This window comes from Cellulomonas sp. zg-ZUI22 (assembly GCF_017353535.1).
GTDB lineage: Bacteria > Actinomycetota > Actinomycetes > Actinomycetales > Cellulomonadaceae > Cellulomonas > Cellulomonas wangleii.
Map to the genome: position 1 here is coordinate 1,420,522 of NZ_JAFMUZ010000001.1, position 21,188 is coordinate 1,441,709.

Below are 21,188 nucleotides of genomic sequence, written 5' to 3' on the forward strand. Positions count from 1 at the left end.
CGTGCCGGTCGACGCCCCTCACCCGTCGTCCCGCCGGCGCCAGCGGAACGTCCGCACGCCCACGACCAGGCCGACGACCAGCCACGCGAGGAGCACCGCGGCCGTGGCACCGTGCTGCCACGTGCCGGACGGCTCGAGCACCGCCGCCTCGTCCGGCAGGAAGACCGACCGCATGCCCTGCGCGACCCACTTCAGCGGGAAGACCGACGCGACCTGCTGCATCCACGTCGGCAGCTCGTCGAACCGGAAGAACACCCCGCTGACGAACTGCAGCACCAGCACCACCGGGATCACCACCGGGCTCGCCGACCGCCCCGAGCGCGGCACCGAGGAGAACGCGACGCCGCAGACCGCGCCGGTGGCGGTGCCCAGCACCAGCACCCAGGCGAACGTCCACCACCGCCCGGCGTCGATGGGCAGGGGGACGTCGAACACCACGGCGGCGACGGCGAGCAGGAGCGCTGTCTGCACGGCCGTGGAGAAGAGCACCTGCCCGGTCTTGCCGAGGAAGTACGCGGTGGCGGGCAGCGGCGTCGCGCGCAGCCGCTTGAGGGTCCCGTCGTCGCGCTCGGCGGCGATCGAGATGGCGAGGTTCTGGAAGCTCGAGAGCATGACGCCCGTGGCCACCATCCCGGGCAGGAAGTACTGCGGGAAGCGCACGCCGGAACCCGGGATCAGCTCCTCGTCGGACCCGAAGACGGTCGCGAAGATCGCGAGCATGAGGATCGGGTACGCGAACACGAACACGACGGCGTCGCGCTCGCGGAAGAAGCCGCGGACCTCGAAGACCGTGCGCGACCAGGCCAGGCGCGCGAGTCCGGGCAGCCCGGGTGCGGCGTGGGGGCGGGGCGCGACGGCGCCGTCCGGCGCGCCGGTGGTCGTCGTCATCGTGCCGCCTCCTCGTGGGGCGCGTCCGCGGTCCCGTGCTCACCGATGAGCCCGAGGTACACGTCCTCGAGCGTGGGCCGCAGCACCTGCAGGCCCGGGACCTCGCCGTCGGGACGGCCCAGACGCGACGCGAGCTGCGCGACGAGCGCGGTCGGGGTGTCCGTCGCCTCCTCGCGCGGGGCCCCGTCGACGGTCCACCGCACGCGCGCGCGTCGGGCCTGCCGTCCGCCCAGCTCCGCCGGGGCGCCCTGCGCCACGACGTGTCCCCGCGCCACGACGACGACGCGGTCGGCGAGCCGCTCGGCCTCCTCGAGGTAGTGCGTCGTCAGCAGGATCGTCGTGCCCTCGTCGCGCAGCGACTCGACCAGGTCCCAGAACTCGTGACGCGCCTGCGGGTCGAACCCCGTCGTCGGCTCGTCGAGGAACAGCAGCTCGGGGTCGCCGACGACGCCGAGCGCGACGTCCAGCCGGCGCCGCTGCCCGCCGGACAGCGCGCGGGTGCGCGTCGTGGCCTTCTCACGCAGGCCCACGGCGTCGATGACCTGCTCGGGGTCGCGCGGCGCGGGGTAGAAACCGGCCATGTGGTGCACGATCTCGCGGACCGTCGCCTCGGCGAGGTCGTGGTTGTCCTGCAGCACCACGCCGATCCGGGAGCGCCAGGCCCGCCCCGCGCGCGCGGGGTCGGCTCCCAGCACGCGCACGTGCCCTGCGTCGGCCCGCCGGAACCCCTCGAGGGTCTCGACCGTCGTCGTCTTGCCCGCGCCGTTGGGGCCCAGGACCGCCACGATCTCGCCGTGCTCCACGCGCAGGTCGAGCCCGTCGACCGCGCGCTTCTCGCCGTACCGCTTGTGCAGGCCCTCGACCAGCACGGCCGGGGCGTCCGTCGTCGCCATGGCACCAGTGTCCTGCGGGGGCCGGGCCGGTGGGGACGACCGCCCGGCCGTGCCCCGGGTCCACCGGTCGGTGGACCCGGGCGCTCAGACCGCCTCGGCCAGCAGGCCCTGGACCCGCGTGACGCCCTCGACGAGGTCGTCGTCCCCCAGGGCGTACGACAGCCGCAGGTACCCGCTGGGGCCGAACGCCTCGCCCGGCACCACGGCGACCTCGACCTCGTCGAGGATCAGCGACGCGAGCTCGGCCGACGTGGTGGGCGTGACGCCGCGGATCGTGCGGCCCAGGAGGCCCTCGACCGACGGGTAGGCGTAGAACGCGCCCTGCGGCGCGGGGCACCGCACACCGTCGATCGTCGAGAGCATCTCGACCATCGTCCGGCGCCGGCGGTCGAAGGCCGCGCGCATCTGCTCGACGGCGGACAGGTCGCCGGTGAGCGCCGCGAGCGCCGCGCGCTGGGACACGTTGGCGACGTTGGACGTCAGGTGCGACTGCAGGTTGGTCGCGGCCTTGATGACGTCGGTGGGGCCGATCATCCAGCCGACGCGCCAGCCCGTCATGGCGTAGGTCTTGGCGACGCCGTTGAGGACGATCGTGGTGTCGGCGAGCTCGGGGACCGCCCGGACGATCGGCGTGAACACGGCGTCGTCGTAGGTGAGGTGCTCGTAGATCTCGTCGGTGATGACCCAGATGCCGTGCTCGAGCGCCCAGCGGCCGATCTCCGCGGTCTGCTCGGGGGAGTACACGGCGCCCGTGGGGTTGGACGGCGAGTTGAACAGCAGGGCCTTGGTGCGGGGCGTGCGCGCCGCCTCGAGCTGCTCGACGGTGACGAGGTAGCCCTGGTCGACGCCGGCCACCACCTCGACGGGCACGGCGCCCGTCAGTGCGATCGCCTCGGGGTACGTGGTCCAGTACGGGGCAGGCAGCAGCACCTCGTCGCCGGGGTCGAGGACCGCCGCGAACGCCTGGAAGACCGCCTGCTTCCCGCCGTTGGTGACCAGCACGTCCGAGGGCTTCACCTCGTAGCCCGAGTCGCGCAGCGTCTTGGCGGCGATGGCCTCGCGCAGCACGGGCAGGCCGGCTGCGGGGGAGTAGCGGTGGTTGACCGGGTCCTGCGCCGCGCGGACCGCCGCCTCGACGATGTAGTCGGGCGTCGGGAAGTCGGGCTCGCCGGCGCCGAAGCCGATCACGGGCCGGCCGGCGGCCTTGAGTGCCTTGGCCTTGGCGTCGACCGCCAGCGTCGCGGACTCCGCGATCGCGGCGATGCGCTCGGAGACCCGGGCGCGGGTGGACGTCGTCGTCGGTGCGCTGTGCTGGCTCACGGGCCCCATCCTCGCAGAGCCCGGCGGGTGCACGGCCAACGGATATCACGGGGTGGTACGCCGGTGCCCGGTGTCGTCCGTGCGGGTGACGTGCACCGGCCCGTGGGGCGTCGCCGAGCGGGGCCGGCGCGCGCGGCGCCGTCGGCGTCCCGGGACGGGTTCGACCCCGCGCCCGGCGTCGCGTACAGTGGTCCACCGGCGGTTGACGTCCGCCATGATGAAGCACGCCCGGAGCCGAGCCCCCAGCTCGGTGCACTGGTGCGCGGGGTCATGGTGACCAGGCCGTCGTAGGGCAGTGGCGCAATTGGTAGCGCAGCGGTCTCCAAAACCGCAGGTTGCAGGTTCGAGTCCTGTCTGCCCTGCGCACGCGGACCGGCCCGACCTCGGGATCCCCCGAGGTCCGGGTCGGCGTCGTGAGCAGGACCGCCGGTCGGTCCGGCGCGTCGCGTCGGTGAGCCCGTGCGTCCGCGAACCGCGGCGCCCGTCCGGGTGCCGCACGACGACGAGACAGGGGCCTGACGTGAGCGATACCGCTGCCGCCGCGGCGTCCGACGCCGAGGGCTCGGCCGCCAGCAGGAGCGAGCACGCGCCGCGTCGCGGTGAGGAGAAGCGCGGGTTCTTCGCGCGCATCGCCCTCTTCGTGCGCCAGGTCGTGGCCGAGCTCAAGAAGGTCGTCCGGCCCACGCGGCACGAGCTCGTCACCTACACGGGCGTCGTGCTCGTGTTCGTCACGGTCGTCATGCTCTTCGTCACGCTGATCGACCTGGGCATCGGGAAGCTGACGTTCTTGATCTTCGGGTGACGCCCGCCGGCCCCTGAGCCGGCGACCACCCCACCCGCGCGGGGCGAGCCGCGCACCGCCGGCGCGCACGCCGGCCCACCACGGAGAAAGCAGGTTGCACGTGTCGCAGGAGTCGCAGGAGCCCACGCCGGGCGCCGAGGCCGAGCTGGCGGACGCCCTGGCGTCGGTCGAGGCCGTCGAGGCGACCGCGGGTGACGAGGTCGACGACACGGAGGCCGGCGACGTCGCCGAGGAGACCACCGAGGACGACGCCGCCGACGACGCCGACGACGACGCCGACGACGCCGACGACGACGCGCCCGTCGCGGCGGACGACGAGATCGACCCCGACGAGGACCCGGTCGCCGCGTTCAAGGCCAAGCTGCGCCGGCTGCCCGGTGACTGGTACGTCATCCACTCCTACGCGGGCTACGAGAACCGGGTGAAGGCGAACCTCGAGTCGCGCACCCAGAGCCTCAACATGGAGGACTACATCCACCAGGTGGAGGTCCCCATGGAGGAGGTCGTCGAGATCAAGAACGCGCAGCGCAAGGTCGTCAAGCGCGTCCGGATCCCCGGCTACGTCCTCGTCCGCATGGACCTCACCGACGAGTCGTGGGGCGCCGTGCGCCACACGCCCGGCGTCACCGGGTTCGTCGGCCACACGCACCAGCCCGTGCCGCTGACGCTCGACGAGGTCTTCTCGATGCTCGCGCCGACCATCGAGTCCAAGATGCCCGCGCAGCAGTCGTCGAAGGCCGCCAGCACGCCGGTCGAGGTCGACTTCACGGTCGGCGAGTCCGTCACCGTCACCGACGGCGGCCCGTTCGACACGCTGCCCGCGACGATCTCCGAGATCAACCCCGAGAACCAGAAGCTCAAGGTCCTCGTCTCCCTCTTCGGCCGGGAGACCCCGGTCGAGCTGTCCTTCAGCCAGGTCTCGAAGATCTGACCTGCTGACCGCCCCGCGCCGCGGGGCTCTGCAACCGGGTCATCGCCCATGGCGTCGGCCCACGAGAAGGAACGGAAGGCATCATGCCCCCGAAGAAGAAGGTCACCGGCCTCATCAAGCTCCAGATCAACGCCGGCGCGGCGACCCCCGCGCCGCCGATCGGGCCCGCGCTCGGTCAGCACGGCGTGAACATCATGGAGTTCTGCAAGGCGTACAACGCGGCGACGGAGTCGCAGCGCGGCAACGTCATCCCCGTCGAGATCACGGTGTACGAGGACCGCTCGTTCACCTTCATCACGAAGACGCCGCCGGCCGCCGAGCTGATCAAGAAGGCCGCGGGCGTGGCCAAGGGCTCGCCGACGCCGCACACCGTCAAGGTGGCGACGCTGACGGCCGACCAGGTGCGCGAGATCGCCACCACCAAGCTCGAGGACCTCAACGCGAACGACCTGGCCGCGGCGGAGAAGATCATCGCCGGGACCGCGCGTTCCATGGGGATCAAGGTCGAGGGCTGACCCAGCCCCCGCACGACACGTCCGCCGGTGCGACCCGCACCGGCGGTCAGGTGGCAGGGCCCGTGTGCGGCCCGCATGACCACGACTGCTGACGAAGGAGAACAGGCAGATGCCCAAGCACAGCAAGGCGTACCGCGCCGCCGTCGAGAAGATCGAGGACGGCCGGATCTACGCCCCCCTGGAGGCCGTGCGCCTCGCCAAGGAGACGTCGACCACCAAGTACGACGCGACCGTCGAGGTCGCCTTCCGTCTCGGTGTCGACCCCCGCAAGGCCGACCAGATGGTCCGTGGCACGGTCAACCTGCCCCACGGCACCGGCAAGACGGCCCGCGTCATCGTGTTCGCCACCGGTGAGCGCGCCGAGCAGGCCCGCGCGGCCGGCGCCGACGAGGTCGGTGGCGACGAGCTCATCGCCAAGGTCGCGGACGGCTGGACGGACTTCGACTCCGCCGTCGCCACGCCGGACCTCATGGGCAAGGTCGGTCGCCTCGGCAAGGTCCTCGGACCCCGCGGCCTCATGCCGAACCCGAAGACCGGCACGGTGACGATGGACGTGGCCAAGGCCGTGTCCGACATCAAGGGCGGCAAGATCGAGTTCCGTGTCGACCGGCACGCGAACCTGCACTTCATCATCGGCAAGACCTCCTTCTCGGAGACCGCGCTGGTGGAGAACTACGCCGCCGCGCTCGACGAGATCCTGCGTCTGAAGCCGTCCGCGTCGAAGGGTCGCTACATCACCAAGGCGACGCTCTCGACCACGAACGGCCCCGGCATCCCGCTGGACCAGAGCAAGACGCGCAACCTCACGGAGGAGGACGCGGCCTGACGGTCGCGCCCACCGCGCGACGACGGCCCGGCACCCGCGAGGGTGCCGGGCCGTCGTGCGTCCGGGCCGGCGTCCCGTGCCCTGGCGGCAGCGCGACAGGGCCCGGTCCCCCCTGCGGACCGGGCCCCGCGCACGCACCGGCGAACCGGTGCGTCAGCCCCTCACCAGGGCAGCCATTCGGTCACGCACGTGCCGTCCGTGGTCTCGCAGACGAGGCGGACCGGCCCCTCGGTCCGGGCCTCGAGGCGGAAGTAGCCCACCTCGTCGGTCTCGACACCCCCGACGCCGCCGTCGGGTCGGCGCAGCTCGACGCGGCCGGGCCGCGCCGGGATCAGCTGACCCTCGATCAGCCCGTCGGTGAGCTCCACCTCGACCCCGACGCCGTCCCCCTCGAAGACGAGGGTCCGCGAGGGTCGGCCGGTGCGGTCGCGGACGCCCGACAGCCGGTCCTCGGCGCACGAGTCGTGGACCAGGGAGAGGAGCAGCAGGTCGGTCGCCAGCTCCTCGCGCAGCGCGAGCATGCCGCGGTGGGCGACGAACGCCGTCGACGCGGCGGAGGTGACGCGACGGAGCGTCTCCTCGGTCGCGACCGCGCGGGCGAGGTCGGCGGCGAGCACCTCGTCGTTCTCCCAGGCGTCCGCCGGTCGGGGCTGGGGGAGGCCCAGGTCATCCGAGTGCCAGGACATCGTGGCCTCCTTCACGTGCCACGACGCCGGCGGGCGTCGCGAGGTAGGTGCGGATGGCATCCGTCCGGCGGAGCCGGGCGAGGCCGCGCTGCCGGGTCGGTCCGATCGACCCGACCGGGATGCCCAGGCGCGCGGACACGTCCTGGTAGCTGGGGGGCGGATCGGTCGACAGCATGAGCAGCAGGTCGCGCTGGTGCGCGGGCAGCTCGGCCAGGCCGGCGCGCAGGGCCGCGTGACGCTCGTCGCGCAGGAGGTCGCTGTCCGGTTCGGTGTCGTCCTGCGCGTCGAGACGCCCGGTCGTCGGGTCGACCGGGACGGACCGGCGGGAGAGGTTCGCGGTGCGGATGCACTCGTGCCGCGTCGCGGTCGCGATCCAGCCCGGCAGCGCCTCCGGCTCGCGCAGGTCACCGAGGTGCTCGAGGAGGTTGAGCCACACGGTCTGCGCGACGTCCTCGGCCTGCTGCGGGCTGAGACGGAACTGCCGGACCCGTGCCATCACGAGGTTCGCGTGCCGCCGGACGATCTCGGACCACGATCCCTCGTCGCCCACGAGGGCGCCCGCGACGAGCTGGGTCGCGGTCCGTTCGTCGTACGGTCCGCCCAGCTGTTGTCGGCTGCTCACGGCACGGCCCCCTCGCCTGTCGGATTTGTCCCGAAGGCCATCATGGCGCTCCGCGAGGCAGGTGCCCAGCACGTCAGGCTCCCGGCAGGATCTGCAGTGCCTTGCCGAAGCCGGCGACGGGCTTGCCGGCGGCGAGGAGCGCGTGGACCGCCCGGGGCCCGTCCACCCCCAGCTCGGTCATCGTCCGGGCGACCGCGCCCGACACCTGGGGTGCGGCGAACGACGTGCCGACCCAGCGCGCGAAGGAGCTGGGGCCGAAGTCCTTCGGGTCCGCGCCGAACGCCGGGTTCTGCCGTCCCTGGACGAACGTGGACAGCACGCCCTCGCCGACAGCGGAGAGGTCCACCCATGAGCCACGGCTCGACCAGGTCGTGGGGCGCAGGTCCGCGGTCAGACCGCCGACGGCGACGACCCGCCCGAACGCGGCGGGCCACGTGGGCGTGTCGTCGCCGTAGTTGCCCGCCGACGAGACGATGACGCTCTGCCAGCCCCGGTCGTCCTCGATCTCACGCACCACGTCGAGGGCCGCACCGAGCGGCAGCGACGGCTCGTCGAACAGCGTCTGCGTCCCCAGCGACAGGTTGACGACGTGCGCACCGTCGCGGACGGCCCGGATGAGCGCGCACGCGACGTCGAGCTCGCTGCCCGCGCCACCGGGCCCGACGGCCTTGTACACCCGGATCTCCGCGCCCGGTGCCACCTGGGCGACGATGCCCGCGACGAAGGTGCCGTGGCCGGCGTAGACGTCGAGGTAGCCGTCGTGGGGCTCGGCGTCGAGCGGGTCGACGTTCGTCTCCGCGTCGTGGGTGGCGTCGTCGTCGGCGGCGACCCGACCCACGGCGGCGAGCCAGCCGTCCGCGCGGTCCTCCGCCGTGATCCCGGTGTCGATCACGGAGACGACGACACCGTCGCCGTGGCGGGGGCCGTCCTGCGCGTACTCCCCGAACGTCGCCACCTGCGGTGCGAAGGCACCCGACGTGGGCTTCATGATCGGGCCCCCGCCCAGCGGGGTCACGTAGGACGGCGACACGGCGTGGCCGCGTGCCCGCAGCGAGCTCACCAGACCGCTCAGGCGGCGTGCGCGCCGTGGGTCGCGGGCGCGCAGCCGGACCACGCGTCCGGCGAGCTCGGGGTGGCCCAGGTCGACCTCCTCGACCCCGGCGGCCGTGGCCTCCGCGCGGATGTCCTGCCACGTCGAGGGCGCGACGAGGAGCTCCCCGACGACGGGGAACACGTCCGACCCGTGGCGGTTGCGCACGACCTCCAGCTCCTCACCCCGCTGCGACCACCCGTCCTGGAGCCGCGCGACGACCGCGTCACGTCGTGCCCGCACGTCCGCGGTGCCCCCGCCCGGATCCAGGTCCGGCCTCAGCCCGGCCACGTAGTCGGGTGCCGGTCGAGCCGCCGCGCGGGAGGCGGGCGCGGCGACCCGCGCCGCCGGGCCGGTGCGGCCGGTGAGGCGGCCGTCGTACTCGTCACGGAACGGTCGACCGGCAGGTCGGTCGGGGAATCGCGTCACGTCGGGCTCCTCGTCCTCGGGGTGGGTCCAGCCCGAGGAGTGGGCGACGTGCCCCCGTGATACACCGTCGCCCTACCATCCGAGGGTGTCGCAGCAGACGCCGTCCGAGCCCGTCGGTGATGACGCGCGCGCCCGGCTGCTGCGCGACGCGCGGGCGCTGCGCTCCACGCTCGACACCGATCCGGACGCGGCTCGGGTGCAGGCGGCACGGGTCGTGGCCGGTGCACGCGCCCTCGGCGAGCCGGAGGCGTTGGCGTGGGGCCTGCGCGCGGTCGGGGTGGTCCACCGTCACGACGGCGACCCGGCGTCGGCCGAGCGCCTCCTGGGCGAGGCCGCGAGGGTCGCCCGACGTGCCCGGCTCGCGCCGGTCGAGGCGTGGGTGCTGGCCAGCCGGTCGGTCGCGCGGCTCGAGCTCGGCAGGACGGCGCAGGCGCGGGCCGACGCGCTCGCGGCGCTGTCCGTCGTCCAGCTGGTGGACGGCGACCCGGTCCTGGAGGGGCTCGACGCACGGCTCCAGCTCCAGCTGGGCGTCATGGACCACAACGCGGGACGGCTCGTGCAGGCCGAGGAGCGCTACCGCGCCGTGGCCCGGCACGCGGTGGCCGGTGGGCCCGACGCGGTGCGGGCGGCCAACAACCTCGCGGTCGTCCTGGTCAGCAAGGCGCAGTACGCCGAGGCGGCGCGCTGGGTCCAGCTCGCCGTCGAGGGGGCCGCCCGGCTGGGCCCGGCGCTGCGGGCGTGGCCGTACCTGACGCGGGCGCTGATCGCGGTCCACACCGGCCGGCCCGCGGACGGGTTGCGCGACCTGGAGGCGGCGGCGCGCGCGTCGAGGGACGCCGGGCAGTCCCCGGTGGAGTACTACCTCGGGTACGCCGAGGCGATGCGGGAGCTGCGGCTGCTCCCCGAGGCGGCAGCGGCCGGGCGTCGCGCGATCGACGAGCTGACGGCGGCGGGCGCCGACCTGGTGGAGGTCGACGCACGGATCTCGCTGGCCGAGACGCTGCTCCTCGCCGGTGACCCGCACGGCGCGGCCGAGCACGCGCTCGCGGCAGGGGGCCGTGCGCGGCGTCAGCGGCGCCCCGGTGCCTACGACGTCGCCGTGCTCGTCGCGGTCCGGTCGCTCGCGCGGCTCGGTCGCGTCGGCGTCGCCGAGCTGGACTCGGTGCAGCGGGCCGCGACACGGCTGGCCAGGTCGGGCGAGCTGTCGGCGGCGGCGGAGGGCCACCTCGTGGGAGGACGGGTGGCTCTGGTGGTCGGCGCCCGGCGCCGTGCGGCGGCCCGGTTCGCCGCGGCGGCGCAGCTGGCGCGGGGCGGCCCGCTGTCGGTGCGTCTGCGTGGCCGGGTCGCGGCCGCGCTGGCGGCCCGCCTGCAGGGACAGGACGGCGAGCTGCTGGCGCAGTGCCGGGCGGGGCTGCGGGACCTCGCCCGTCACCGTGCGGCGCTGCCGACGATGGAGCTGCGGGCGCTCGCCTCCGGCCACGGGGCGGAGCTGGGCGAGATCGGGCTCGAGGTCGTGGTGCGCAGCGGCTCGCCGGCGGCGGTGCTGCGCTGGATGGAGCAGACCCGCGCGGCGGCACTGTGGCTGGAGGCGCCGACCGGTGAGGTCGAGTGGCCCCGGGGCGAGGTTCCCGTCCGCAGCGCGGAGGGGAACGGCCAGGCGTCCGCTCCGCAGGGGGCGGGGCGGCAGCGCACGGTCATCGTCGCGGACGACGAGGGCGCGGCCGACGTGCGGCGGTCCGCCTGGCTCGCGGACCCGGTGCGCGGTCCCGCGCGGCCCGTGCCCCGGGCCGGTGCCCTTCGCGGGGCGCTCGACGGCAGGCACCTCGTGGAGTACGGCCGCTACGCGGGCCGGCTCGTGGCCGTCGTGGTCGGCGAGGGCAGGACGCGGGTGGTCGACCTGGGCGCGGTCGAGTCGGACGTGACCGACGCCCTGCGGGCGCTGGTGTTCGCGCTGCGGAGGCTCGTCGACCCGAGCAGCGCGGCCGCGGCCGAGGCGGCGCGGACGAGCGCCGACCTGCGCCTGGTCGCGCTGCGCGCGATGCTCCTCGCCCCGTTGGCGCTGCCGCCGGACGCCGAGCTGGTGGTCGTCCCGGTGGGCCCGCTGCACGGCGTGCCCTGGTCCGCGCTGGTCGACGTGCCGGTCGCCGTCGCGCCGTCCGCGGCGGCGTGGCTGCGGACGACCGAGCGCGGGCGCGTCGCGGGGGCACCGACCGTGCTGGTCGCGGGCCCCGACCTGCGCGGGGCGCAGGACGAGGTGGAGGCGCTGCGCCGGCTGCACCGGGACGTGCGCGTGCTCGGGGCGCGGGACAGCCGCGCGGAGGACGTGGTCGCGGCGATCGCCGCGGCGGACCTGGCCCACCTCGCCTGCCACGGGTCCCTGCGCTCGGACAACCCCATGTTCTCGTCGATCGTGCTGGCCGACGGTCCGGTCACGGTGCAGGAGCTGCACCGCGCGGGCGTGGCGCCGCGGCGGCTGGTGCTCGCGTCCTGCCACTCCGGTGCGGACGTGGCCTACGAGGGTGACGAGGTGCTCGGGCTGGTGTCGGCGATGCTCTCCCGCGGCTCCGCCGGCGTCGTCGCCTCGATCGCCGCGGTCCCGGACGTCGAGGTCGTCGACCTCATGCTGGCCCTGCACCGCCGGCTGGCGGCGGGGGAGACGATGGCGCGTGCCCTGCACGGGGCGCGGGGCGAGATCGACCGCCGGTCCCCGTCGGGCTTCGTCAACTGGTGCACCTTCACGGCGCACGGCGCCGCCTGACCCCCCGGGTGCCGTCTGCCGGCGCCGCGATTTGGTCGCACCCCACCCGGTGCCGTAGTCTCGTGTGGCCCAAGACCGCCGGTCGTCGGTCCGCTCGTCGGACCGGCCGAAGCTCCGCGTGACGCGGGGGCCTGCGCAGGTGAGAGTTCAGATGCATGTGAGTGCCCGGCCGTGGCCTGAGAAGGTCCGTGCCGGCCCGCCGTGCCTTCGAGCCCCGCGCCTGCGCGGGGCTCTTGTCGTCTCACGGCAGCGAGGAAGACGACCGGTGGCACCACCATCGGAAGGAATGCCATGGCGAGGCCGGACAAGGCTGCCGCTGTCGCGGAGCTGACGGAGCGCTTCCGCGGCTCGAACGCGGCCGTGCTGACCGAGTACCGCGGGCTCACCGTCGCGCAGCTCAAGACCCTGCGCAAGGCGCTCAGCGGCAACGCGAACTACGCCGTGGTGAAGAACACGCTGACCGCGATCGCGGCCAAGGAAGCCGGCCTCGAGGGCCTCGACGACGCGCTCGAGGGCCCGTCGGCGATCGCCTTCGTCACCGGTGACCCGGTCGAGGCGGCCAAGGGACTGCGTGACTTCGCCAAGGCGAACCCTGCACTGGTCATCAAGGCGGGCGTCGTCGACGGCCGCCCCGTGACCGCTGCGGACATCACCAAGCTCGCGGACCTCGAGTCCCGCGAGGTCCTGCTGGCCAAGGCGGCCGGCGCGATGAAGGCCAAGCTCTACCAGGCCGCGTACCTGTTCACGGCTCCTGCCTCGCAGGCCGTGCGCACCGTCGAGGCCCTGCGCGCGAAGCAGGAGTCCGACGCCGCAGCCTGAGCCCGACGCTCCGGCCGCACGCTCTCGTAGCAAGCCCCAGCACCTCCCGCCGTCCGAGACCGGACGGCGGGTCCGAACGGAAGGAACCGCCACCATGGCGAAGCTCACCACCGACGAGCTCATCGACGCGTTCAAGGAGCTCACGCTCATCGAGCTGTCGGACTTCGTGAAGGCCTTCGAGGAGACCTTCGAGGTCACCGCCGCTGCCCCCGCCGCCGTGGCCGTCGCCGCGCCGGCCGGCGGTGGCGCCGACGCCCCGGCCGAGGAGGAGAAGGACTCGTTCGACGTCGTCCTCGAGGCCGCCGGTGACAAGAAGATCCAGGTCATCAAGGAGGTGCGCACGCTCACGAGCCTCGGCCTGAAGGAGGCCAAGGACCTCGTCGACGGCGCGCCGAAGCCGGTCCTGGAGGGTGTCAACAAGGAGACGGCCGAGAAGGCCAAGGCTGCCCTCGAGGGCGCCGGCGCCACGATCACCCTCAAGTGATCTGAGCCGGCCCTCGTGCCGGCGGTGCACTCCCGAGGCCCGGTCCCCGTCAGGGGGCCGGGCCTCGTGCCGTCCGTGCGGAGGGTGCCCGGGGCCGGGCGCCCGGTCGCGGGGCGCGGGCCCTCCGTTTCCCCCGCGGGGGAGGTTGTGCCACCATGGCACGCGGCGACGACGGGGTCGCCGGTGCGGGCGGTGCGGCCCGCAGCGGGCCTGCCCGTGGGTGTGCTTGACGGCGCCCATGAAGGCGCGTACGCTAGCGCTTTGCGCTGGCCTGTGCCCGCGATCTCAGATAGCCCGACTCCGGCCCCGACGTACGTGCGCGTCGTGACCTCGTGTTGTGGCCGGTGATCGCGCCTCGCCAGGCGGCGCAGCGTGCCACGATCCGCAGGGAAGGACCCCTCTTGGCTGCCTCGCGCATCCCTTCTGCACCGTCCGCCGACGCCGTCGCGAACCGCACCGCATCCCGCCGCATCTCCTTCGCCAAGATCCACGAGCCGCTCGAGGTCCCCGACCTGCTCGGTCTGCAGACCGAGAGCTTCGACTGGCTGCTCGGCAACGAGCGCTGGCAGGCCCGCGTGGCCGCCGCCCTCGAGGCCGGCCGCACCGACGTGCCGGAGACGGCCGGGCTCGAGGAGATCTTCGAGGAGATCTCCCCGATCGAGGACTTCGGCGGGACCATGTCCCTCTCCTTCCGTGAGCACCGCTTCGAGCCGCCGAAGTACACGGCCGAGGAGTGCAAGGAGAAGGACTTCACCTTCGCCGCGCCGCTGTTCGTCACCGCCGAGTTCGTCAACTACACGACCGGCGAGATCAAGTCGCAGACCGTGTTCATGGGTGACTTCCCCCTCATGACCGAGCGCGGCACCTTCATCATCAACGGCACCGAGCGCGTCGTCGTCTCGCAGCTCGTCCGCTCCCCGGGCGTGTACTTCGAGCGCACGGCCGACAAGACGTCCGACAAGGACGTCCTCACCGCCAAGGTCATCCCGAGCCGTGGTGCGTGGCTCGAGTTCGAGATCGACAAGCGCGACAACGTCGGCGTGCGCGTGGACCGCAAGCGCAAGCAGAACGCGACGGTGCTCCTCAAGGCGCTCGGCATGACCGAGAGCGAGATCCGCGAGGAGTTCGCCGAGTACCCGGCGGTCATCGACACGCTCGAGAAGGACCACGTCCAGACCCAGGACGAGGCCCTGCTCGACCTGTACCGCAAGATCCGCCCGGGCGAGCCGCCGACGGTCGAGGCCGGCCGCGCGCTGCTCGAGAACTTCTACTTCAACCCCAAGCGCTACGACCTGGCGAAGGTCGGCCGCTACAAGGTGAACAAGAAGCTCGGCCAGGACGCCCCGCTGTCCGACTCCGTGCTGACGCTGTCCGACGTCGTGGCGACCATCAAGTACCTCGCCGCACTCCACATCGACAAGCCCACGCTGCCCGGCACGCGCAACGGGGAGTCGATCGAGATCCGCGTCGAGCCCGACGACATCGACCACTTCGGCAACCGTCGCATCCGCGCGGTCGGCGAGCTCATCCAGAACCAGGTCCGCACGGGCCTGTCCCGGATGGAGCGCGTCGTGCGCGAGCGCATGACGACGCAGGACGTCGAGGCCATCACGCCGCAGACGCTGATCAACATCCGTCCCGTCGTCGCCTCCATCAAGGAGTTCTTCGGGACCAGCCAGCTGTCGCAGTTCATGGACCAGAACAACCCGCTCGCGGGCCTGACGCACAAGCGGCGTCTGTCGGCCCTGGGCCCGGGTGGTCTGTCCCGCGACCGCGCCGGCATGGAGGTCCGTGACGTCCACACGTCGCACTACGGCCGCATGTGCCCCATCGAGACCCCCGAGGGCCCGAACATCGGCCTGATCGGCTCGCTGGCGACCTACGGGCGGATCAACCCGTTCGGCTTCGTCGAGACGCCGTACCGCCGCGTCAAGGACGGCAAGGTCTCGGACGAGGTCGACTACCTGACCGCGGACGACGAGGACCGGCACATCATCGCGCAGGCCAACGCGCCGCTGACGGCCGACGGCCAGTTCGTCGAGGACGCGGTCCTCGTGCGCACCAAGGGCGGCGAGCCCGACCTGGTGCCGCCGGCGAACGTGGACTACATGGACGTCTCGCCGCGCCAGATGGTGTCGGTCGCGACCGCGCTCATCCCGTTCCTCGAGCACGACGACGCCAACCGTGCGCTCATGGGCGCCAACATGCAGCGTCAGGCCGTGCCGCTGGTCCGCTCCGAGGCGCCGCTGGTCGGCACCGGCATGGAGCGGCGTGCGGCGGTCGACGCCGGCGACGTCGTCGTGGCGACCAAGCCCGGTGTCGTCACCGAGGTCTCCGCCGACCTGGTCACCGTCGCCAACGACGACGCGACCACGTCGACGTACCGGATCGCCAAGTTCCGTCGCTCCAACCAGGGCACCTGCTACAACCAGCGCGTGCTGGTCGAGCACGGCGCCCGCGTCGAGCCCGGCTCCGTGCTGGCCGACGGCCCGGCGACGGACGAGGGCGAGCTCGCGCTCGGACGCAACCTGCTGGTCGCGTTCATGTCGTGGGAGGGCCACAACTACGAGGACGCGATCATCCTGTCGCAGCGCCTCGTGCAGGACGACGTGCTGTCCTCGATCCACATCGAGGAGCACGAGGTCGACGCGCGCGACACCAAGCTCGGCCCCGAGGAGATCACGCGGGACATCCCGAACGTCTCCGAGGAGGTCCTGGGCGACCTCGACGAGCGCGGCATCATCCGCATCGGCGCCGAGGTCGCGGCGGGCGACATCCTCGTCGGCAAGGTCACGCCCAAGGGCGAGACCGAGCTGACCCCGGAGGAGCGCCTGCTGCGCGCGATCTTCGGCGAGAAGGCCCGCGAGGTCCGCGACACGTCGCTCAAGGTGCCCCACGGCGAGTCCGGCACGGTCATCGAGGTCCGCACGTTCAGCCGCGACGACGGCGACGAGCTGCCCGCCGGTGTCAACGAGCTGGTCCGCGTGTACATCGCCCAGCGCCGCAAGATCACGGACGGCGACAAGCTCGCCGGCCGTCATGGCAACAAGGGCGTCATCTCGAAGATCCTGCCCGTCGAGGACATGCCGTTCCTCGAGGACGGCACGGCGGTCGACGTCGTGCTCAACCCGCTCGGCGTCCCCGGACGCATGAACGTGGGTCAGGTGCTCGAGACCCACCTGGGCTGGATCGCCAAGCAGGGCTGGGACATCGAGCTGGCCGAGGGCGACCTGACGTGGAAGGAGGGCGTCCCGGCGGTCGCGCACCGCTCGGAGCCCGGCACCCCCGTCGCGACCCCCGTCTTCGACGGCGTGCCCGAGCAGACCCTCACCGGTCTGCTGAGCTCCACGACGCTGAACCGTGACGGCGAGCGCATGGTCAAGGGCGACGGCAAGGCGCGGCTGTTCGACGGCCGCTCCGGTGAGCCGTTCCCCGAGCCGGTGTCCGTCGGCTACATGTACATCCTCAAGCTGCACCACCTGGTGGACGACAAGATCCACGCCCGGTCGACCGGCCCGTACTCGATGATCACGCAGCAGCCGCTGGGTGGTAAGGCGCAGTTCGGTGGCCAGCGGTTCGGCGAGATGGAGGTGTGGGCCCTGGAGGCGTACGGCGCCGCCTACACGCTGCAGGAGCTGCTCACCATCAAGTCGGACGACGTCCCCGGCCGCGTGAAGGTCTACGAGGCGATCGTCAAGGGCGAGAACATCCCGGACTCCGGCATCCCGGAGTCGTTCAAGGTCCTGCTCAAGGAGATGCAGTCGCTCTGCCTGAACGTGGAGGTGCTGTCCTCGGACGGCGTCTCCATCGACATGAAGGAGAACGACGACGAGGTCTACCGCGCCGCGGAAGAGCTCGGCATCGACCTGTCGCGTCGCCCGAACGCGAGCAGCGTCGAAGAGATCTGACGTCGAGCCCCGGTCCGGCGCGCACATCCGTGACGCCGGACCGGGTGCCCGCACCCCTCAGCACGATTTCCGTTCCGCTGGTTCCCGAAACCGGCAAGCGAAGGAAGTAGGACCCCCTTGCTCGACGTCAACGTCTTCGACGAGCTGCGCATCGGCCTGGCCTCGGCCGACGACATCCGTGCCTGGTCGCACGGCGAGGTCAAGAAGCCCGAGACCATCAACTACCGCACCCTCAAGCCGGAGAAGGACGGGCTCTTCTGCGAGAAGATCTTCGGTCCCACCCGGGACTGGGAGTGCTACTGCGGCAAGTACAAGCGCGTGCGGTTCAAGGGCATCATCTGCGAGCGCTGCGGCGTCGAGGTGACGCGCTCGAAGGTGCGCCGTGAGCGCATGGGCCACATCGAGCTGGCAGCCCCGGTCACGCACATCTGGTTCTTCAAGGGTGTGCCCAGCCGGCTCGGCTACCTGCTCGACCTGGCGCCGAAGGACCTGGAGAAGGTCATCTACTTCGCGGCCTACATGATCACGTGGGTCGACGTGGACGGCCGCCAGGAGGACCTCCCCAACCTCCAGAACGAGATCGACCTGGAGAAGAAGGAGATCTCGGACCGGCGCGACAACGACATCAACGCCCGCGCCCAGAAGCTCGAGGCCGACCTGGCCGAGCTCGAGGCCGAGGGTGCCAAGGCCGACGCGCGCCGCAAGGTGCGTGACTCCGCCGAGCGCGAGATGGCGCAGATCCGCAAGCGTGCGGACGCCGAGCTCGACCGGCTCGAGCAGGTCTGGGACCGCTTCAAGAACCTCAAGGTCGCCGACCTCGAGGGCGACGAGATGCTGTACCGCGCCCTGCAGGACCGCTACGGCAACTACTTCGAGGGCTCGATGGGCGCCTCGGCGATCCAGAAGCGTCTCGAGGCGTTCGACCTGGTCGCGGAGGCCGAGTCGCTGCGCGAGACCATCCGCTCCGGCAAGGGCCAGCGCAAGACCCGTGCCCTCAAGCGGCTCAAGGTCGTCAACGCGTTCCTCACGACGAACAACTCGCCGACGGGCATGGTCCTCGACGCGGTCCCGGTCATCCCGCCGGACCTGCGCCCGATGGTCCAGCTCGACGGTGGCCGCTTCGCCACGTCGGACCTCAACGACCTGTACCGCCGCGTCATCAACCGGAACAACCGCCTCAAGCGGCTCCTGGACCTGGGCGCGCCGGAGATCATCGTCAACAACGAGAAGCGGATGCTCCAGGAGGCCGTGGACTCGCTGTTCGACAACGGCCGCCGCGGCCGCCCCGTCACGGGTCCCGGCAACCGTCCGCTGAAGTCGATCTCCGACATGCTCAAGGGCAAGCAGGGCCGGTTCCGCCAGAACCTGCTCGGCAAGCGCGTCGACTACTCGGGCCGTTCGGTCATCGTCGTCGGCCCGCAGCTCAAGCTGCACCAGTGCGGTCTGCCCAAGCAGATGGCGCTCGAGCTGTTCAAGCCGTTCGTGATGAAGCGCCTGGTGGACCTCAACCACGCGCAGAACATCAAGTCGGCCAAGCGCATGGTCGAGCGCGCGCGCCCGGTCGTGTGGGACGTGCTCGAGGAGGTCATCACCGAGCACCCGGTGCTGCTGAACCGTGCACCCACGCTGCACCGTCTGGGCATCCAGGCGTTCGAGCCGCAGCTGGTCGAGGGCAAGGCGATCCACCTGCACCCGCTCGTGTGCGCCGCGTTCAACGCGGACTTCGACGGTGACCAGATGGCCGTCCACCTGCCCCTGAGCGCGGAGGCGCAGGCCGAGGCCCGCATCCTCATGCTCTCGAGCAACAACATCCTCAAGCCGTCCGACGGCCGCCCGGTGACCATGCCCTCGCAGGACATGATCATCGGCCTGTTCCACCTCACCTCCGACAAGGAGGACCCGGTGGGTCAGGGCCGGTCGTTCAGCTCGGTCGCCGAGGCGATCATGGCGTTCGACCAGGGGAGCCTCGACCTCAACGCGGTCGTGAAGATCCGGTTCGACGACCTGGTCCTCGACGAGGAGCACGCGCCGGAGGGCTGGGAGGCCGGTCAGCCGCTGCTGTTCGAGACGACGCTGGGCCGTGCGCTGTTCAACGAGCTGCTGCCCGTGGACTACCCGTACGAGAACGGCGTGGTCGACAAGAAGCGCCTCTCGGCGATCGTCAACGACCTGGCCGAGCGGTACCCGAAGGTCGAGGTCGCGGCCTCGCTCGACGCGCTGAAGGAGGCCGGCTTCCGCTGGGCCACCCGCTCGGGCGTCACGATCGCGATCTCCGACGTCGCCACCCCGGCGGTCAAGCAGGAGATCCTCGACGAGCACGAGGCGCGTGCGGCGAAGGTGCAGGGCCAGTACGACAAGGGCCTGATCACCGACGACGAGCGTCGCCAGGAGCTCATCGAGATCTGGACGAACGCCACCGACAAGGTCGCCAAGGCGATGCAGGCCAACTTCCCGGCCCGCAACACCGTGTTCCGCATGGTCGGCTCGGGTGCACGAGGCAACTGGATGCAGGTCCGCCAGATCGCGGGCATGCGTGGTCTGGTGGCCAACCCGAAGGGCGAGATCATCCCGCGCCCGATCAAGGCGAACTACCGCGAGGGCCTGTCCGTCCTCGAGTACTTCATCGCGACGCACGGTGCCCGCAAGGGTCTGGCGGACACCGCTCTGCGGACCGCCGACTCGGGCTACCTCACGCGTCGTCTGGTGGACGTCTCGCAGGACGTCATCGTCCGCGAGGAGGACTGCGGCACCGAGCGCGGCCTGACCATGCCGATCGGCGTGGCGGCGGCGGACGGCACGCTGCGGCGCCACGACAAGGTCGAGACCTCCGTGTACTCGCGGACGCTCGCGACCGACATCGAGGTGGAGGGCGAGGTCATCGGCCACGCCGGTGACGACGTCGGCGACGTCCTGCTGGACCGTCTGCTCGAGACGGGTGTCACCGAGCTCAAGATCCGCTCGGTGCTCACCTGCGAGTCCCGCGTCGGCACGTGCGCCAAGTGCTACGGCCGCTCGCTGGCCACCGGCAAGCTCGTCGACATCGGTGAGGCCGTCGGCATCATCGCGGCGCAGTCGATCGGTGAGCCCGGCACCCAGCTGACGATGCGGACGTTCCACACCGGTGGTGTGGCCTCGGCCGACGACATCACGCAGGGTCTGCCGCGTGTCCAGGAGCTCTTCGAGGCCCGCACCCCCAAGGGTGAGGCGCACATCGCGGAGTTCTCGGGCCGGATCACCATCGAGGAGACCGACCGGGCGCGCGCACTCGTGCTCACCCCGGACGACGGCTCGGAGGAGATCCGCTACGCGATCACCAAGCGCTCGCGCCTGCTGGTGCAGGACGGCGACCACGTCTCGGTGGGCACGCAGCTGGTCCAGGGTGCGGTCGACCCGAAGAAGGTCCTGCGCATCCTCGGCCCGCGCGCCACGCAGAAGCACCTGGTGGACGAGGTCCAGGAGGTCTACCGCTCCCAGGGCGTGGACATCCACGACAAGCACATCGAGGTCATCGTGCGGCAGATGCTGCGGCGCGTGACGGTGCTCGACTCCGGCGAGACGGGTCTGCTGCCCGGCGAGCTGGCCGAGCGCGGTCGCTTCGAGGACTTCAACCGCAAGGCCGTCGCCGAGGGTGGTCAGCCGGCCTCGGGTCGTCCGGAGCTCATGGGCATCACGAAGGCGTCGCTCGCGACCGACTCGTGGCTGTCCGCGGCGTCCTTCCAGGAGACGACGAAGGTCCTCACCGAGGCCGCGATGTCGAGCCGGTCCGACCCGCTGCTGGGTCTGAAGGAGAACGTCATCCTCGGCAAGCTCATCCCCGCCGGCACCGGGCTTCCCCGGTACCGGAACGTGGCGGTGGAGGCGACCGAGGAGGCGAAGGCCGAGCTGTACCCGGCCTTCGGCTACGACGAGATCGACTTCCCGGCGCTGGGCCTCGGCTCCGGCGACGCGATCCCGCTCGAGGACATCGACTTCGGCGACTACCGCTGACGTCCGTCCTCGTCGTCCGTCCCCGAGGGGCCCGTCGGTTCGCCCGACGGGCCCCTCGGGCGTCCGGGCGCGACGCGGCGCGGGATCCGGCGGGTCCGACGGCCCGTCGGCGGGGCTGTGATCGGCTCCTTTGACGGCCCGTTCCGCGCCGGGTAACGTAGGAGACCGTGCCCGCGCCGTCGGGCCCTTGCGCGTGCACTCGGTCGACCGCCCCCTGCCGGGGTGGGGAC

Annotated in this window: 15 protein-coding genes and 1 tRNA gene; 10 read left to right on the forward strand and 6 right to left on the reverse strand. The window is 72.3% G+C overall.

The genetic code is table 11. The annotated features are described in order from the left end of the window. Positions 1–18 precede the first annotated feature (18 nt). The 3 genes from J1G43_RS06510 to J1G43_RS06520 all read right to left on the reverse strand — a co-directional run bounded on the left by J1G43_RS06510 (position 19) and on the right by J1G43_RS06520 (position 3,101). On the reverse strand, positions 19–888 hold the full coding sequence (locus J1G43_RS06510; RefSeq protein WP_207378176.1) for an ABC transporter permease: 870 nt from the start codon (positions 886–888) through the stop codon (positions 19–21). Further along, positions 885–1,781: an ABC transporter ATP-binding protein gene (locus tag J1G43_RS06515; protein WP_207339069.1), complete on the reverse strand. Its 897-nt coding sequence runs from the start codon at positions 1,779–1,781 to the stop codon at positions 885–887. The genes J1G43_RS06510 and J1G43_RS06515 overlap by 4 nt, the downstream gene beginning before the upstream one ends. Positions 1,782–1,865: 84 nt before the next feature. Beyond that, the gene (locus J1G43_RS06520; RefSeq protein WP_372437903.1) at positions 1,866–3,101 is read right to left on the reverse strand and encodes a pyridoxal phosphate-dependent aminotransferase; all 1,236 of its coding nucleotides are present in this window, start codon (positions 3,099–3,101) and stop codon (positions 1,866–1,868) included. Between the two features lie 289 nt (positions 3,102–3,390). Between J1G43_RS06520 and J1G43_RS06525 the strand changes: the two genes are divergently transcribed. The 5 genes from J1G43_RS06525 to rplA all read left to right on the forward strand — a co-directional run bounded on the left by J1G43_RS06525 (position 3,391) and on the right by rplA (position 6,175). After that, positions 3,391–3,463 (forward strand) — tRNA-Trp (locus tag J1G43_RS06525). Positions 3,464–3,621: 158 nt separating this feature from the next. Then, the gene (gene secE / locus J1G43_RS19590) at positions 3,622–3,903 is read left to right on the forward strand and encodes a preprotein translocase subunit SecE (RefSeq protein WP_207339067.1); all 282 of its coding nucleotides are present in this window, start codon (positions 3,622–3,624) and stop codon (positions 3,901–3,903) included. A 100-nt stretch (positions 3,904–4,003) separates the two neighbouring features. Further along, a complete protein-coding gene (gene nusG / locus J1G43_RS06535; protein ID WP_207378177.1) occupies positions 4,004–4,834 on the forward strand; it encodes a transcription termination/antitermination protein NusG in 831 nt (276 codons plus the stop codon). An 83-nt stretch (positions 4,835–4,917) separates the two neighbouring features. Next, entirely contained in the window at positions 4,918–5,349 is a 432-nt protein-coding gene (gene rplK / locus J1G43_RS06540) for a 50S ribosomal protein L11 (protein ID WP_089798414.1), read from the forward strand. A 109-nt stretch (positions 5,350–5,458) separates the two neighbouring features. Beyond that, positions 5,459–6,175 carry a 50S ribosomal protein L1 gene (gene rplA, locus J1G43_RS06545; protein ID WP_207339065.1) on the forward strand — a complete coding sequence of 239 codons (717 nt, stop codon included), beginning with the start codon at positions 5,459–5,461 and terminating at the stop codon, positions 6,173–6,175. Between the two features lie 161 nt (positions 6,176–6,336). Here rplA and J1G43_RS06550 read toward each other — a convergent pair whose 3' ends face one another. The 3 genes from J1G43_RS06550 to J1G43_RS19595 form a co-directional block, all read right to left on the reverse strand. Next, a complete protein-coding gene (locus J1G43_RS06550; protein WP_207339064.1) occupies positions 6,337–6,861 on the reverse strand; it encodes a hypothetical protein in 525 nt (174 codons plus the stop codon). Continuing rightward, positions 6,842–7,483 (reverse strand): RNA polymerase sigma factor, encoded by a 642-nt coding sequence (locus J1G43_RS06555; protein WP_207339063.1) that lies wholly within the window; start codon positions 7,481–7,483, stop codon positions 6,842–6,844. The genes J1G43_RS06550 and J1G43_RS06555 overlap by 20 nt, the downstream gene beginning before the upstream one ends. A gap of 73 nt (positions 7,484–7,556) precedes the next feature. After that, positions 7,557–9,002, reverse strand: a complete 1,446-nt coding sequence (locus J1G43_RS19595) for a S8/S53 family peptidase (protein WP_207339062.1) — start codon at positions 9,000–9,002, stop codon at positions 7,557–7,559. An 85-nt stretch (positions 9,003–9,087) separates the two neighbouring features. On the opposite strand from J1G43_RS19595, the gene J1G43_RS19600 reads away from it, so the two are divergent. The 5 genes from J1G43_RS19600 to J1G43_RS06585 all read left to right on the forward strand — a co-directional run bounded on the left by J1G43_RS19600 (position 9,088) and on the right by J1G43_RS06585 (position 20,958). Then, positions 9,088–11,760 carry a CHAT domain-containing protein gene (locus J1G43_RS19600; protein ID WP_207378178.1) on the forward strand — a complete coding sequence of 891 codons (2,673 nt, stop codon included), beginning with the start codon at positions 9,088–9,090 and terminating at the stop codon, positions 11,758–11,760. A 291-nt stretch (positions 11,761–12,051) separates the two neighbouring features. Next, on the forward strand, positions 12,052–12,579 hold the full coding sequence (gene rplJ / locus J1G43_RS06570; RefSeq protein WP_089798420.1) for a 50S ribosomal protein L10: 528 nt from the start codon (positions 12,052–12,054) through the stop codon (positions 12,577–12,579). A gap of 94 nt (positions 12,580–12,673) precedes the next feature. Next, positions 12,674–13,063, forward strand: coding sequence for a 50S ribosomal protein L7/L12 (gene rplL, locus J1G43_RS06575; RefSeq protein WP_089798421.1), 390 nt, complete (start codon positions 12,674–12,676; stop codon positions 13,061–13,063). A 401-nt stretch (positions 13,064–13,464) separates the two neighbouring features. Beyond that, a complete protein-coding gene (gene rpoB / locus J1G43_RS06580; protein WP_207339060.1) occupies positions 13,465–16,971 on the forward strand; it encodes a DNA-directed RNA polymerase subunit beta in 3,507 nt (1,168 codons plus the stop codon). 117 nt (positions 16,972–17,088) lie between these two features. Continuing rightward, positions 17,089–20,958: a DNA-directed RNA polymerase subunit beta' gene (locus tag J1G43_RS06585; RefSeq protein ID WP_207370275.1), complete on the forward strand. Its 3,870-nt coding sequence runs from the start codon at positions 17,089–17,091 to the stop codon at positions 20,956–20,958. Positions 20,959–21,188 lie beyond the last annotated feature (230 nt).

Bases quoted from the DNA above. Each gene is read 5' to 3' on its own strand.
- J1G43_RS06510 (WP_207378176.1), bottom strand. From the start codon at position 888: ATGACGACGACCACCGGCGCGCCGGACGGCGCCGTCGCGCCCCGCCCC.
- rplJ (WP_089798420.1), top strand. From the start codon at position 12,052: ATGGCGAGGCCGGACAAGGCTGCCGCTGTCGCGGAGCTGACGGAGCGC.
- rplL (WP_089798421.1), top strand. From the start codon at position 12,674: ATGGCGAAGCTCACCACCGACGAGCTCATCGACGCGTTCAAGGAGCTC.
- rplA (WP_207339065.1), top strand. From the start codon at position 5,459: ATGCCCAAGCACAGCAAGGCGTACCGCGCCGCCGTCGAGAAGATCGAG.
- rplK (WP_089798414.1), top strand. From the start codon at position 4,918: ATGCCCCCGAAGAAGAAGGTCACCGGCCTCATCAAGCTCCAGATCAAC.
- J1G43_RS06550 (WP_207339064.1), bottom strand. From the start codon at position 6,861: ATGTCCTGGCACTCGGATGACCTGGGCCTCCCCCAGCCCCGACCGGCG.
- J1G43_RS06515 (WP_207339069.1), bottom strand. From the start codon at position 1,781: ATGGCGACGACGGACGCCCCGGCCGTGCTGGTCGAGGGCCTGCACAAG.